The organism is Rhizomicrobium palustre (assembly GCF_011761565.1).
Classification (GTDB): domain Bacteria; phylum Pseudomonadota; class Alphaproteobacteria; order Micropepsales; family Micropepsaceae; genus Rhizomicrobium; species Rhizomicrobium palustre.
On record NZ_JAASRM010000001.1, the window covers coordinates 3,472,391 to 3,486,475 of the forward strand.

Here is a 14,085-nt window from a genome sequence, read left to right on the forward strand (position 1 = left end):
ATCCTAAAGCTTAATGCGCTTCCGCTGACGTAATTGGGACTTTCGTCCTGTTTCGAATTGTTGGTGGTGAGTCGATTTTGCAACCATAGGTGAGTGGTGTGATTTCGGCGAAATTCCCGTAATACGAAAGTTGTGTGGTTGTACCACTACAGGTGATCGGTTGGTCATTTGACCATCGGGGGCGGTCATGGGGGCTGAAACAGGGCGGTCACGCCATCCCTGCGCACGATGTGCGCTTCCAGCAGAAAACGCTGTCATAAGGCTCGCTGGTGAGCGGCCGGAATTCTCGGCCCGGGTCGTTTTGATGCCCGGCCAAGCGATAGCAATGGCAGCCCTGGCGCTGCTACTTGTCGGGCTCTTCCTTCATGCGCCGGGCCACTGCATTACCGGTGTAGTGGCGGTGGTCTCGGCTGGTTTTGTCGTCAGCATTTTCATGCGGACCGTTCTGGTCTTGCTTGGGCGCTATCGCCGGGTCGGTTCGACTGAGGCGGAGTGGGCGTGGCCAGTTTACTCCGTGCTGGTGCCGCTCTTTCATGAGGTGGAGGTGCTGCCGCAGCTTGTTCAATCTCTCTGTGCGCTCGATTACCCGAAAGACAAGCTCGATATCCGCCTTATCTTGGAAGAAGATGATGTTGAGACCCGCGCTGCGGTAGCTCAAGCGCCCTTTGCCTGTGTGGTGGTGCCCCCATCGCGTCCCAAGACAAAGCCGAAGGCCGCAAATTACGCGGCGCATTTCGCTGGCGGCGAGTTTCTGGTTGTCTTTGATGCCGAGGACAGGCCCGAGCCGGACCAATTGAAAAAAGCCGTGCGGGCCTTTCGTGCCAATCCCGATATCGACTGTTTTCAGGCGCGGCTGCGTATCGACCGCTGCCGGAATTGGCTGCAGCGCATGTTCGCGTTGGATTACGGTATTTGGTTCAACGCGCTTTTGCCTGGCTTGGAATATCTTTCAGCGCCCATTCCTTTGGGTGGCACCTCCAATCATTTCCGCCGTGCTTCGCTGCTCAAGGCGGGCTTGTGGGATCCTTACAACGTGACAGAGGACGCAGATCTTGGTTTGCGCTTGGCGCGGCTGGGATTTCGCGTTGGGATTCTTGATTCCGTGACTTGGGAGGAAGCCCCGCAAGCGCTTGGTGTCTGGCTGCGCCAGCGCACACGCTGGATGAAGGGATATATGCAAACCCTGCTGGTGCATTGGCGCCAGCCACGGCGTTTCATTGGCGATGTGGGGCCTATTGGGGCTTTCACCATTCACATGTTCTTGGGCGGTGCCGTGTGGTCGGCGTTGGTCAATCCGTTGTTATGGATTTTCTTTGCCGTTTCCAGTTTTGGCCAGCCCGCGGCACCAGACCTCTTGGCCCGGATCGCCGAAGCCTCGGGGTTCACGCTATTGCTCGTCAACGCGCTTCTGGCGCAGATCGGGCGCCTCCAAGTGTCCCGCAGCGAAGCGCTGCCGCCCTGGTATGTCACACTCAGCTATCCGCTATATTGGCTGCTGATTTCTGTGGCGGGCTGGCGGGCTTTGTACCAGCTCGTTCGAGACCCATTCCTGTGGGAAAAGACCCCGCATGGGGCAAGCTTGCCGTGAGGCCCCTCGCAGCAATGCTGCTGGCTTTTTGGCTCGTCATCTCGCCGACGACGGCGGGAGCATGGACACTGCCGCAAGGCACATTGAAAACCTTCAACGGTGTGACGTCGAGCAGTGCATCAAAGCGCTATGATACCCATGGCGTGCTGCAAGGGCCGGCAGTCTTCAACAAAATCCTGATCCAAAACTGGATCGAATATGGTGTGACTGATGCCTTCACCCTGGTCGTGGCACCGCAATATGTTATCGCCGAGACCGGAACGGTTGATGGCGGACGTGTGAACGTCTCCTCCTTCTCCATGGAAGCCGGGGGGAGGCTACTGCTGACTCAGCGCCTCGGAATGCTTTCCCTGCAGGCGAGCGCCAAGAGCGCGGGCGCTTTTGATATGTCCATCTCGGCGAGCGGCGAGGGCGGGCGGCAATACGAGTTGCGCCTTCTCAACGGGCATGGCTTCAAGCTGGCAGGGCACGACGCTTTTTTCGATATCGAATTCGCCCGACGCTGGATCAAACGTCCGCGTCCTGATGAATACGTTTTGGACATGACCCTGGGTCTGTGGGTCATGCGTAATGACCTCATCATGCTTCAAGGCTTTTCGGTGTTCTCTGGCGAAGGGGTGCGGCGGCCATATGAGCCCTATCGCCAGAGTAAGTTCGAAATTTCCCTGGTGCACAGGTTCAGCCGCCGCCTGTCCCTCCAAAGTGGATATTTCACTACGCCTTTGGGACGTAATACCGTCCGTGAAACAGGCTTTGTTGCTACGATCTGGTTTCAGGTCTGATCCCGGTGTGGTGAATGGCTACTGGGCGTAGTGTAATTCCATTTGAAAGCTGCGCTGTGGGAATGGGTGGTAGAGAAAATAACGCCGCTCGTTCAGATTATCGATGCCTGCCGCAATGCTCCAATGCTCGTCGATCCGGTAATTGGCCCGCATATCCAGAACCAAATATCCATCAAAGCCGGTAAAGGTATGTGCGTTGGAATCGGAGCTATCGATGGTGCCGAAACTTCTGTCGGCATAACGCCCCGCAAGAGAGAGGCTGAGCGCCTCGCCGACATGATAGGTCGCCAGGGCGGTTGCCTTGAGTTTCGGTATTTGGGGCAGGCGTTTTCCTGCCGCTGCTGCAAAGGCCAGATCCTTCACGGTTTTTGCGTCGGCATAGGTCAGGCTTCCCGAAATATCCAAATTCTCGATCACAAAGCCCTTGCTCTCCGCCACCACCTCAATGCCTTGAACCCGCGTGCGGTCCACATTCTGCACATAGCTGTAAAGCGTGGTCGAGCCGGGAACCAGGAGCGCGGATTGGGAGAGCAGAGCGTTGGCGATATCTTCGCGGAAGAGGGCCAGGCGCAGGCGTGTCTGGTCCGTGTGATACTCACCGGCGAGCTCATAGCTTAAGGCCCGCTCGGGCTTGAGATTGGGATTTGGGACCGTGAGCGTCGGCCCCGTGGTGATCGTCTGATAAAGCTCGGTCACTGTGGGCATGCGCTGGGCTAAGCCCCAAGATGCAGACAGACGCAACGCATGCGCTGGCTCCCATTGCACGGAAAGTTTGGGCGAGAGAACGCGTGCCGAGAGACGTGGCTGGTTCACATTCAGCGGTGGGGTGGCCGAGATATTGATGGCGTCATATGCTCGCCAGCCTTCCAGCCGCAACCCGGCGATGGCATTCCAGTTCTCTGCGAAAGCCCAGATATCTTGCAGCCAAACGGCCTCGGTTGCGGTGCGCCCTTGGGCCTTGGCTGTGATGGAGCCAGGCGCGGCCGTAATCCAGTTTGCGGTCGCGAATTTGGTTTGCGAAAACGCTTCGGCGTCGTGATGAAGGCCAAAAGACAGCGTGTGCTCTGCCCAGCCGCGCCAGATGCCTTTGGCATCCAGTGTGTACCAGCCGGTGCCATCAAGACGCGTGATTGTTCCTGCACCACCTGTTGCGGCGCTGGGCAGCGCGGTGCCGGGAATCCGCTGGTTATCGCTGAGATAGGCATAATCGCTAGCGACGAATTCCCAGCTCCAGGCGCGGTCTGCGGCCGTCGCCAGTGTCAGCCCTTGGGCAAGGTGGGTCTGGTTCCAGTGCCATACGCCATTGGAAAATACTGAGGCCCCGATGGAATATGCGTAGCCGCCGATATTGCTGCTGCCCGCATAGACCATGTCTCCGGCGCTGTTGCGCAGATAGCTTTCCGCCTTGGCGGTATCGCCCTGATGAAAAACACTGACGGTATAGGTCGCCTGCCAGTCCTCCGTGAAATCATAGGCCATCTTCAGTGTGCTGGTATCCTGGCACTGCGCTTCAATCCCGCTGGCCCCCGCGACAAGGATGGGCGCTCCGGTGCGGCTAAGATCATTAAAGCCGCCGCGCAGAGGCATTCCTGCCGAGCTTGGATTTGAGGGCCGCGCGAGGGTCACATACGAAAGCGGTTGGCTTGTTGCGTCGAGGTGGTTGGCCGAAAGCCGGAAGGAGAAGGCGCCTATGTGGTCGCCAACCCCTGCGGAGACCTGCCATGTGCCGTAATCGTGCGAGGTTCCGTATTGCGCGAAAGGCTGAAGCGAGCCGGTGACGCCAGCATAGACGACAAACCGGTCCGGCATTTTTGTGCGGATATTGACCACCGCGCCGATAGAACCGCCGCCATATTCCGCCGCGAAAGGCCCATAGAGGACTTCTATGCCCGTCACGTCTTGCGGCTGCGCGATGGCGAAATGGGGGCTGGCGCCAGAGTTGTTATTGCCGATAGGCGATGAAATCAGGATGCCGTCCGCGAAAATCAGGCTGCGCGCAGATGCGCCCACGCCGTTGGTCCGCGTGGCTATAGGGTCTTGGGTGTCGCCGATATGACGTTTTCGTATGGTGATAGAGGGCAGGTATTTCAGCATGTCCTCGGTATTCACCACATTGATCTTCACCTTTGCGGTAGCGGCATCGATGCTCTCGATGTGGCTGGCGACTTCGGTTTGGGAAGGGGTGCCAGTTACGATCACGGTTTCGCTTTGCGGCGCGGCTGCATGCGCGGCTACGAGCGATGGGAGTAGGACAAGGGCACATGCGCCCTCGGCCAAATGCGTTGAACGCATGAGAGTCTCTTCTGGAAATAGATTTTGGGGACGCGCGGAGGTGGTCCGCGCGAGCGATCCGGACTATCCAGCGAGAGGTGGGGCGCGCGGGGATTGCGGCCTATAGCAGGGGGATCCCGTGCAGATGGCGTTGCCGCGCGGCAGGTCATCTTGCCAAGCGGTGTCTGGCGGGGTGGCAAGCGCGAGCGCCGGTGAATGGGTGGCGAAATGCGGTGCGGCACCGAAAGCACAAGTGGAATGCTGGCTGCTTTTTCCGGGATATGGATGATGGTCCGCCGATGGGGCCATCTGCACAGGCCCGTTGGGGGTGCACAGGACGAGGGGGACGGAAAGTGTTTGCCCCGGCATAAAGCCGACAGGCACGGCAAGACGCAAAACAAGGGCGGCAAAAGCGAGCCAAAGCCCCGTCGCCTGCGCAATTTTCCCTGTCTTTCCTGCCGTTTTCATAGGCGCGGGAGAATGACAAACAGGAAAGAATTACACAAATACTAAATCGCGCTATCGCCTTGACGTTTGTTAGGTGCGATACATTTGAGCCCAGGTTGCCCGCAGTCCCTGAACGCCGAACCGCTCCATTTGCCGTTGCCAAGCGCCGAACTCTTCCAACGACAGTGAATAGCGCAGGCAGGCTTCCTCAAGGCTCAGCAATCCGCCGCGAACGGCGAGCACAATCGCGGCCTTCTTCTGAATCCCCCAGCGGCGCGTGTCCGCCGGTGGCAGATCGCCTAGCGACAGGGGCGGGTGCTCTCGTCGAGGAATGGAGCGCACCTGCAGTTTCTTTTCTCTGTCCATCTATCCGTTCCATTAGACTTTCGGCGTGGGCCAACGCCGGCAATGTTTGTCAAAATTTCTCGCGTGAGTTTGTCGGGCGGCCTCTGCCGATGTGCAGCAGCTGGTTCAGCCAGGCATTCGCAGGGGATAAATCTTCGGCCTTAGGCTTGGGCGAAAATTTTGCGGCGCCTTGTGCATCCAGAAAAAGCGGCGAGAGCACGCGTTGCTCATGCATGGGAATGCGCGTGAGGAATTCGACTGCGCCGATCAGCCGTGTGGTATCGGCCATATGGCGCAGGGGCGCGATCGCGATCGCGATCTTGCTGCTGGTTGAATCCTCATAGGCGCAGTAGCCCTCAATCGTCACGGGCGATGCGTTTTCCTTTGCGAACCGCAGGCTCAGCGCGACGGCGTTGCGCGCACCCCAATCCCACAGCGAAAGGAACGTGGTGCCCTTGAGCTCATGGCCGAACGCCTCGCACAAAGCAGTGCCCGCGAGGCGAAACGCAGGATCCTTTGCCTCATCCAAGATAAAGGTGTGAGGCAATGTGGATTTCAATAGCCGCGGCTGAACCGCTGATTGCGCGGGAATGCCTCCGCTGGCGGCGAGGCTGCTCCAATAGTTCAGCAATGCGCTGCAAGGGCCGTTGTGCCTGGCTTCACTTGCGGCTGCTGCGTTTTTCAACTCGCAGACATAGTTTCGCATCATCAATATTGGTTGCTGTGGCAATGAAAACCCGCTCGCGAATTGCAGTTGAAATTACCGGTCGTTGAGGTGAGAAAACGGCTGAAAAGCCTGAATGTCCCGTGCCGCAATCAGCATCTTCGCGCGAAGGCTCTTTTGCAGGCTGACAATTTGCACCAATGCGACACTCGATTGCGCCATACCCATTTGTGGAAGCGGGCAAGCTAGAAAGAGAAACATCAGCCAGGGCATCACTCCGAGTGCGCGCAACAGGTCCTCAACGCCAATGATTAATGAAGTATAATCTGTCCCTTTCACATCCGATTGTCTGTCTATTGAGCGACATTTGGAAAAATTTCCGGACATGGCGGGTTTGTATGCGTGTTGATGAATGCGGTGCGGAGAATGCTTCGAAATTGGTGTGATGCATATAACCCCACTCCTGCAACGATAATTGCATCGATGTAATGATGTGTGTCGTGGGTTGGTTCGTCGGCTGGGCGACGCGTAGAATGTCGGCCCGCATCCAAAATTGTTATGTATAAATACAAAAATTGGAACTAAAGGCGGGTTTGTCTTTGGGGCGACAGCACCGCGCCTTTGCGCCTCATCGATTCATATATATGTGTACGAATGATTTTTGGGCCGCGTTGGCTCGCTAATCGCATGCCGTGGGGGCGTGGCGTTCTTAGGGGGAATTGCTTTGGGCGTTGTGGCTGGAATGGCCGATTTGATCACGCTTGGGTTTGCTTTTATAGCAGCCGGCGCTGGCGTCACCGCTGTTTGGAGTGTTGGTAATACAGAGAAGCGCATCGCCTCCGCCTTGCGCAAAGAGGCCTATCGCTGGCGTCTGGATTCAGAGAGCCGCGCGGCCGTTTTGAGCCATAACTGCAAGGAAGTTGGAAATTTCGTTCAGGCTGTTGTTGAACGAAATATGGAAGCCGCGGTAGAGGCGATCCGCACGCCGGTCTTGAATTCCTGCACGGGCATTTCGGATGAGCTGAAATCCTTTGGCGATGATAACCTCGGCCATCGTGATCTGTTGCGCTCCGCCGTGGAGAAAAGGCTCGATACCGCTGAGCAGCGCATCTCCAGCTCGACCCGCGATCTTCGCGACAGCTTGAGCAATAGCCTGGAACAGACGAGTTCCTTGCTGGTAAGTAATATAAAGGTGCTGAGCGATCATCAGAAGGAGCGGCTCGACCGGCTTCTGTCCGCGCTGGAAATTCTCTCGCAGCATCATCTGCAATCGCAGGACGCCTTGCGTGTCAGCGTTGAGACGCGGCTGGATGCAATCCGCGCGGAAAGCTCTCAGAAGCTGGAAGAGATGCGCCGCAATGTCGATGAACGCCTTGAGATCGGCCTTGAGAAGCGCATAGGGGAATCCTTCCGTACCGTGACGGAACAGCTCGAGCGGGTGCATTCAGGTCTTGGCGATATGCAGGCGCTGGCGAGCGGCGTCGGCGATCTCAAGCGACTCTTCTCGCATGTCAAATCGCGCGGCGGTCTAGGTGAAGTACAGCTCGGCATGTTGCTCGAGCAGTTTCTGTCACCGGCACAGTATTGCGCGAACGCCATCATTCGCGAGGGCGCGGATCGCGGTGTGGAATATGCCATCCGGCTGCCTGGCCGCGATACCAGCGCCGAAGTGCTGCTGCCGATCGATGCCAAATTCCCGCAAGACATTTATATGCGGCTTGTGGAAGCGTCGGAGCGCGGCGATGTTGATGCCATTTCTCAGGCGACAGCCGCGCTTGAGGCCAGCGTCATCTCCTGCGCGAAGTTCATCCACGATCAATACATCTGCCCGCCGCTGACAACCGAATACGCCATTCTGTTCCTGCCCACCGAAGGTATCTTCGCCGAGGTATTGCGCAGGCCTGGGCTGCTTGAGCAGATTCAAAAGGAATGGCACGTGACGATTGCCGGCCCGACCACTTTGACTTCCTTGCTGTCTGCTTTCCAGATGGGTTTTCAGAGCCACGCGCTGCAGCGCCGCTCGAGCGAGGTGTGGAAACTCTTGGCCGCGGTGCGCACGGAATTCAGCCGCCACGGCGATACGGTGGACAAGCTGAAGAAGCAGCTCAATTCCGCCTCCAATGTGATCGATCAGCTCGGCTTCCGCACCAATGTGATGAGCCGGCGGCTGCACGAGGTGGAAATGCTTCCGCAGAGCGAAATTCCCGGGCTCTTTGGCCTCGGCATCAACGGGGAAATGCCCCATGAGGAGCCGCTGACCAATTAACCTCGCGGGAGCCATCCGAGGCCCCGCCCGAAGCGTCGCGGACAGATCGAGACTTTGGCGCTTGCTATCCATTGCGGTACCGGCGGGCGGAGGCTATCTAATCCCCGCTTGCTTCGCGGTCCCAGACCGCAGGGGCGGCCGGGTCCAGCCGCCATTTGCGGCAGGCCTGATGCTCGACCCAAGTGCATGAGACGGCTAGACACGCGCTAGAATTTCCGCCTAAGTGCTTGGAAATAAATAGAGTGCCGGCTTAGCTCAGCTGGTAGAGCACCTGATTTGTAATCAGGGGGTCATCGGTTCGAATCCGGTAGCCGGCACCAGATTTTCGCGCAGGCCCCGCCTGACTGGACCATCATGACCCGCTATCTCATCACCTCGGCTCTTCCTTACATCAATGGCGTCAAGCATTTGGGCAATCTGGTCGGCTCCATGCTGCCGGCAGATGTCTATGCCCGTTTCCGCCGCGCCAAGGGCGATGAGACCCTCTTCATCTGCGCCACCGACGAGCATGGCACCCCCGCCGAGCTGGCGGCGCTGGAAGCCGGGCAGGATGTAGCCACCTATTGCACCGAGCAGCACGAAATCCAGAAGTCGCTGGGCGAGGGTTTTGCGCTCTCCTTCGACTATTTCGGCCGTTCCTCCAGTGTGCAGAACCGTGAGTTGACCCAGCATCTGGCGCGGGTCTTGTGGGCCAATGGTCATCTTGAGGTCCGCACCACCAAGCAGGTCTATTCCCACGCCGAGAAGCGCTTCCTGCCGGACCGCTATGTCGTCGGCACGTGTCCCCATTGCGGCTATGAGCGTGCCCGTGGCGACCAGTGCGAAAACTGCACCCGCGTGCTGGACCCGGCCGATCTCATCAATCCGCGCTCGGCGATTTCCGGCTCTACCGAGATTGAAATCCGCGACAGCAAGCATCTCTTTCTGAAGCAATCGGCCTTTGTCGAGCAGCTGCGCGTCTGGATCGAAAGCCATGCCCAGGATTGGCCGAATGCCGTGCTCTCGATTGCCAGGAAATGGCTGGACGAGGGGCTGAATGACCGCGGCATCACCCGCGATCTTTCCTGGGGCGTGCCCGTGCCGGACGACATCGCCAATGGCGAACTTAAGGGCAAAGTCTTCTATGTCTGGTTCGATGCCCCCATCGAATATATCGGCGCCACGAAAGAGCTGACCGACAGCCTCGGCAAGCCCGATAGCGACTGGCAGCGCTGGTGGCGTCCCGAGAACCCCAAAGACGTGACCTATGTCGAGTTCATGGGCAAGGATAACGTGCCGTTCCACACCGTGGGCTTTCCTGTCACCGTCATGGGCTCGGGCGAGAATTGGAAGCTGGTTGACCGCATCAAAGGCTTCAACTGGATGAACTATTATGGTGGCAAGTTCTCCACCTCGCAGAAGCGCGGCATCTTCATGGATAAGGCGCTGGAGATTTTGCCCGCTGATTACTGGCGCTGGTGGTTGATGGCCAATGCGCCGGAAAGCGCCGACAGCTCCTTCACCTGGGAGCACTTCGCCTCTGTGGTGAACAAGGACCTTGCGGACGTGCTCGGCAACTTCGTCAACCGCGTCACCAAATTCACGGTCTCGCGCTTCGAAGGCAAAGTGCCCGGCGAAGGCGAATATGGCGAGGACGAAAAAGCGCTGATCGCTGAGCTCGATAAGCGTGTGGCGCAGTACAACGCTTATCTCGAAGACATAGAATTCCGCAAAGCCTTGGGTGAGCTGCGCGCTATCTGGGTGGCAGGCAATGAATATCTCACCAAGGCAGCGCCCTGGACGCATGTGAAGACCGATCGCATAAAGGCGGCTGTTGGCGTGCGCATGGGGCTCAATCTGGTGCATCTGTTTGGCCATCTCACTTGGCCGGTACTCCCCGCCTCGGCGAAGAAGATTCACGAGGCCATTCAGCCTGCGCCGCAGATCATCCCTTGGCCGGATAAGCCGATGGTGGAATTTCTCGACGATCTCGAACCAGGTCAGGCGATCACGCCGCCCGACGTGATGTTCGCCAAGATCACCGACGAGCAGCTCGCCGAGTGGAAGACCCGTTTCGGCGGGCAAGAAGCTTAGCCCGTTACCCTCTTAGTCAAGGCCTTTACGGAGGTCTTGACGGCTGCTCTGTAATGTAACATATGAAGTTACATGAACCAGGACAATCGACTTTCCGGCGTTTTGCACATTCTGCTGCACATGGCAGAGCGGCAGGAGCCTGTGACGTCGGAGCTCTTGGCCGAGATGATGCAGACCAACCCGGTTGTCGTCCGTCGCTTACTGTCGGGTCTGCGCGCCCGCGGTTATGTCCGCTCTGAAAAGGGGCATGGCGGCGGCTGGACCTTGGCCTGCGATTTTGAAACCACCAGTTTGCGCGACATCTATGAGGCGCTGGGCAGCCCATCTTTGTTGGCGATCGGGCTTCGTGATCCGGCCTCAAGCTGTCTGGTGGAGCAGGCGGTGAACGCGTCCTTGTCTCAGACCTTTGTGCAAATCGAAGAGCTGCTGTTACAGCGTTTCGGCGCCGTCACGCTAGCGACCTTGAGCGCCGATTTCTGCAAGCGGAGGACAAGCTGCTCCGCCGTATCTCGAAAGGATTTGGCTGATGACGTCTGATGGTGAACCCCGCCCGAAAGACGGCGCGGCGTGCTTTCTACAAGTTTTCGAGAATCCGCTGATGGCGGTGCATTATCATGATGGCCCGCGCCAATTCGTACCGGGTCTTGAGGCGCTCCATCGCATGACCGGCATTCTTCTCGCGGAGCGCGTGCCGAGCGACGCCAGGATCTTGGTGCTCGGTGCTGGCGGCGGCCTCGAATTGCGGGCACTCGCGGAGAGTTTTGGCGGCTGGCGCTTTGTCGGCGTCGATCCGGCGGCTCAGATGCTTAAATTGGCCGAGGCGACTCTTGGCGGCGATGCCGCGCGTGTGGACTTCGTTCAAGGCTATATCGATGATGCGCCCCAGGGCCCGTTCGATGCTGCCGTTTGCCTGCTGACGCTGCATTTTCTGGATGAGGCCGAACGGTTGCGAACCGCGCGTGAAATCTGCCGCCGTCTGAAACCTGACGCGCCCTTCGTGGCAGCGCATGGCAGTTTTCCGCAAGAGGGGCCAGAAAAAGCGCTCTGGCTGTCGCGCTACGCCGCCTATGCCATTGCCTCCGGCGCGGATCCCGAGCAAGTGGCCAAGGCGCGCGATGCCGTGGACGCCATGGGGATGATGCTCAGTCCGCAAAGGGACGAAGCTGTGCTGCGTCAGGCAGGATTTTCTGATGTGAGCCTGTTTTACGCCGCCTTCACATGGCGCGGCTGGGTCGGCTATGCCTGACGTTACTCTTCCGTATTAAGAGGCTCCCAGCCTTCGCGGGTGAGGGCCTCCATGGGGTGGAAGCGGGCCTTGTAGTCCATCTTCTTGGAGCCGCGCACCCAATAGCCGAGATAGACATGGGGCAGGCCGCGCGCCCGCGCGGTCAGCACATGATCCAGGATCATGTAAGTGCCGAGGCTGCGACTGTCCTCTCCGGGATTGAAGAAGCTGTAGACCATCGAAAGCCCGTCGCGCAGCTCGTCCGTGAGGGCTGCAGCCACCAGCCTGCCGCGCTCCGATCCGTCTCTCAGACGGTATTCCACGATATGGGTGGAGACCGGGGTTTCCTCGACCATGGCGACGTAATCGAACAGGCCCATATCGCTCATCCCGCCGCCGGCATGGCGGGAGTCGAGATAGGTGCGCAGAAGGGCGAATTGCTCGCGCGTCGCTTCGGGGGGCACTACATTGCGCAGGAGATCGCTATTGCGCTTCTCCACCCTGCGCAGATTGCGAGAGGGCTCGAAGCTTTCGGCGACGATGCGCACCGAGACGCAAGCCGAGCAGGCATCGCAAGCCGGGCGATAGGCGATGGTCTGGCTGCGGCGGAAGCCGGAATGGGTGAGGGCCTCGTTGAGAGGCTGGGCCAGGGTGCCGGTCAACCGCGCGAAAACCTTGCGCTCCGTTTTGCCGGGCAAATAGGGGCAAGGCCCGCCTGGCGTCAGGAAAAATTGAGGAACTCTCGCGGATTTCTGATCCGTCACTGTTCGTAACCCGCCCTGTGCAAAAGGACTATGACAGCCCTAGGGGCGCGAGCGCCAGCCTTTCTTAGGAGAAAATCGCGTTACAATTGATGACCCACGGGGACAGGGGGCGCCTCGCGCATCAGAACAATGGAAAGACGCCTATTGGCGGAGGCGTTGGGGTCTTCCGGCAGCAATGGTTCTGCCCCCGCCTTGCCTGCAACTTCATAGATGCGATCCGAATTGAGCCCGGCGGCGGAAAGAATGGCCCGTCCCGCATTGGCGCGTTCGGCGGAAAGTTCCCAATTGGTCATGCCCCTGGGGCCTGTAAAGGCTTTGCCCTCAGTATGGCCGGAGATCGAGACGCGATTGGGCAGGCGATCAATCACCTTGGCAATAGTCTCAAGCAATTTGCGGGTATAGGGCATGGGGGTGGAGGTGCCCTGCTGGAACATCGGGCGGCCATCCTGATCGACGAGCTGGATGCGCATGCCGTCAGGGGTTTGATCGACCATCACCTGCTTGGAAAGCTGGGCGATATCAGGGTTATCTGCGATAGCCTGGCGGATCGCTTCGGCGGCATGGGCGAAATCGCCGTTCTGGGTCGAGCTCGATTGGGCCTCTGCGTTGGCGTTGGTGTCACTGGCGTTTTCAGAGGAATTGGAGCCGCCTTGGCTGGAACCGTTCTGCGCCGATTTCTCCGAGGAATTCTTGGAGGGGGGGCTGTTTTTCTGGAACATGGAGGTGGCGCCACCGGCGCGTGCGGTCTCCTGGCCCATGACTTTGCCGCCCAGAACGCCGCCGGCGCCTGAAACCGTCTGCGAGATGGATTGGGGGGCGAAGTAGTCGGCAATCCCGCGCTTCTGCTCCGGGGTGGTCGTATTGATGAGCCACATCAGCAGGAAGAAGGCCATCATTGCGGTCACGAAGTCCGCATAGGCCACCTTCCAAGCGCCGCCGTGATGGGCGTGCTCGCCTTTTTTTATGCGCTTAATGACAATCGGCTGGTCCGCCACCGCCAATCCCCTGTAATTACCCTGTCGGGTTTCGCTATCCGGCCTTTTCGCCGCTGCGAACCTCGCCTAACGTCGGCGGAGAATGCCGCATCTGGCTTAACCGAAGCTTTCAGTTTGGATCTTTCGATGACCGTAGATACCCGTGCCTTCCGCAAAGCCCTCGGAACTTTCCCTACGGGGATTGTTGTGGTGACGGCGGGCGAGGGCGAGAATGCCAAGGGAATTACGGTGAATTCCTTTTCTTCGGTGTCGCTGGACCCGCCGCTGGTGCTGTGGTGCCTGGGCAAGAATTCCAGCCGTTACGATCTCTTTACCAAACCCGCCGAATTCACCATTTCGGTGCTCGCCGCCGATCAGCGGTCGGTTTCCGATCGGCTGGCCTGTAGCGCCGATTGCTCGGTTGCTGGTCTGCCGATTGCGAAGACAGAGAACGGCGCCCCGGCGATGGAGGGGGCCTTGGCGGTGTTCGAGTGCAGCCGCGAGGCGATGCATGATGCTGGTGACCACGTCATTTTAGTAGGCCGCGTGACGCGCTTCAGTGTGCGGGAAGACGGTGCCGCGCTGACCTATTTCCGCAGCCGCTATGGTGTGGCGGAGTAGGAACTGCCCACCATCGAAAATCCGCAAGTTATCGCAATTCACGAAGGTGTTCTGTATAATATAAC

Annotated in this window: 13 protein-coding genes and 1 tRNA gene; 8 read left to right on the plus strand and 6 right to left on the minus strand. The window is 58.8% G+C overall.

Annotation, left to right across the window (positions count from 1 at the left end; translation table 11 throughout):
* Positions 1-325 precede the first annotated feature (325 nt).
* Together FHS83_RS15325 and FHS83_RS15330 are read left to right on the plus strand one after the other, a co-directional pair.
* Positions 326-1,588, plus strand: coding sequence for a glycosyltransferase (locus FHS83_RS15325; protein ID WP_167083805.1), 1,263 nt, complete (start codon positions 326-328; stop codon positions 1,586-1,588).
* Between the two features lie 14 nt (positions 1,589-1,602).
* Positions 1,603-2,370 carry a hypothetical protein gene (locus tag FHS83_RS15330; protein ID WP_167083806.1) on the plus strand — a complete coding sequence of 256 codons (768 nt, stop codon included), beginning with the start codon at positions 1,603-1,605 and terminating at the stop codon, positions 2,368-2,370.
* A gap of 18 nt (positions 2,371-2,388) precedes the next feature.
* On the opposite strand, the gene FHS83_RS15335 is transcribed toward FHS83_RS15330, so the two are convergent.
* The 4 genes from FHS83_RS15335 to FHS83_RS15350 form a co-directional block, all read right to left on the minus strand.
* On the minus strand, positions 2,389-4,662 hold the full coding sequence (locus FHS83_RS15335; protein WP_167083807.1) for a TonB-dependent receptor: 2,274 nt from the start codon (positions 4,660-4,662) through the stop codon (positions 2,389-2,391).
* 516 nt (positions 4,663-5,178) lie between these two features.
* Entirely contained in the window at positions 5,179-5,454 is a 276-nt protein-coding gene (gene sciP / locus FHS83_RS15340) for a CtrA inhibitor SciP (protein ID WP_167083808.1), read from the minus strand.
* A gap of 49 nt (positions 5,455-5,503) precedes the next feature.
* A complete protein-coding gene (locus FHS83_RS15345; RefSeq protein ID WP_167083809.1) occupies positions 5,504-6,142 on the minus strand; it encodes a PAS domain-containing protein in 639 nt (212 codons plus the stop codon).
* A gap of 51 nt (positions 6,143-6,193) precedes the next feature.
* Entirely contained in the window at positions 6,194-6,484 is a 291-nt protein-coding gene (locus FHS83_RS15350) for a hypothetical protein (protein ID WP_167083810.1), read from the minus strand.
* A gap of 355 nt (positions 6,485-6,839) precedes the next feature.
* Here FHS83_RS15350 and FHS83_RS15355 point away from each other — a divergent pair, with 355 nt between their 5' ends.
* The 5 genes from FHS83_RS15355 (at position 6,840) to FHS83_RS15375 (ending at position 11,682) form a co-directional block, all read left to right on the plus strand.
* Positions 6,840-8,363 (plus strand): DNA recombination protein RmuC, encoded by a 1,524-nt coding sequence (locus FHS83_RS15355; RefSeq protein WP_167083811.1) that lies wholly within the window; start codon positions 6,840-6,842, stop codon positions 8,361-8,363.
* A gap of 244 nt (positions 8,364-8,607) precedes the next feature.
* Positions 8,608-8,683 (plus strand) — tRNA-Thr (locus FHS83_RS15360).
* Positions 8,684-8,717: 34 nt separating this feature from the next.
* Positions 8,718-10,436: a methionine--tRNA ligase gene (gene metG / locus FHS83_RS15365; RefSeq protein ID WP_167083812.1), complete on the plus strand. Its 1,719-nt coding sequence runs from the start codon at positions 8,718-8,720 to the stop codon at positions 10,434-10,436.
* 72 nt (positions 10,437-10,508) lie between these two features.
* Positions 10,509-10,973 (plus strand): Rrf2 family transcriptional regulator, encoded by a 465-nt coding sequence (locus FHS83_RS15370; RefSeq protein WP_167083813.1) that lies wholly within the window; start codon positions 10,509-10,511, stop codon positions 10,971-10,973.
* Complete coding sequence (locus FHS83_RS15375; protein ID WP_167083814.1) at positions 10,963-11,682, plus strand: class I SAM-dependent methyltransferase; 720 nt, start codon at positions 10,963-10,965, stop codon at positions 11,680-11,682. The genes FHS83_RS15370 and FHS83_RS15375 overlap by 11 nt, the downstream gene beginning before the upstream one ends.
* 2 nt (positions 11,683-11,684) lie before the next feature.
* On the opposite strand, the gene FHS83_RS15380 is transcribed toward FHS83_RS15375, so the two are convergent.
* Both FHS83_RS15380 and FHS83_RS15385 read right to left on the minus strand, forming a co-directional pair.
* Entirely contained in the window at positions 11,685-12,425 is a 741-nt protein-coding gene (locus FHS83_RS15380; RefSeq protein ID WP_167083815.1) for an arginyltransferase, read from the minus strand.
* An 80-nt stretch (positions 12,426-12,505) separates the two neighbouring features.
* Positions 12,506-13,420: a flagellar motor protein MotB gene (locus FHS83_RS15385; protein ID WP_208414892.1), complete on the minus strand. Its 915-nt coding sequence runs from the start codon at positions 13,418-13,420 to the stop codon at positions 12,506-12,508.
* 126 nt (positions 13,421-13,546) lie between these two features.
* Between FHS83_RS15385 and FHS83_RS15390 the strand changes: the two genes are divergently transcribed.
* The gene (locus FHS83_RS15390; protein ID WP_167083817.1) at positions 13,547-14,020 is read left to right on the plus strand and encodes a flavin reductase family protein; all 474 of its coding nucleotides are present in this window, start codon (positions 13,547-13,549) and stop codon (positions 14,018-14,020) included.
* Positions 14,021-14,085 lie beyond the last annotated feature (65 nt).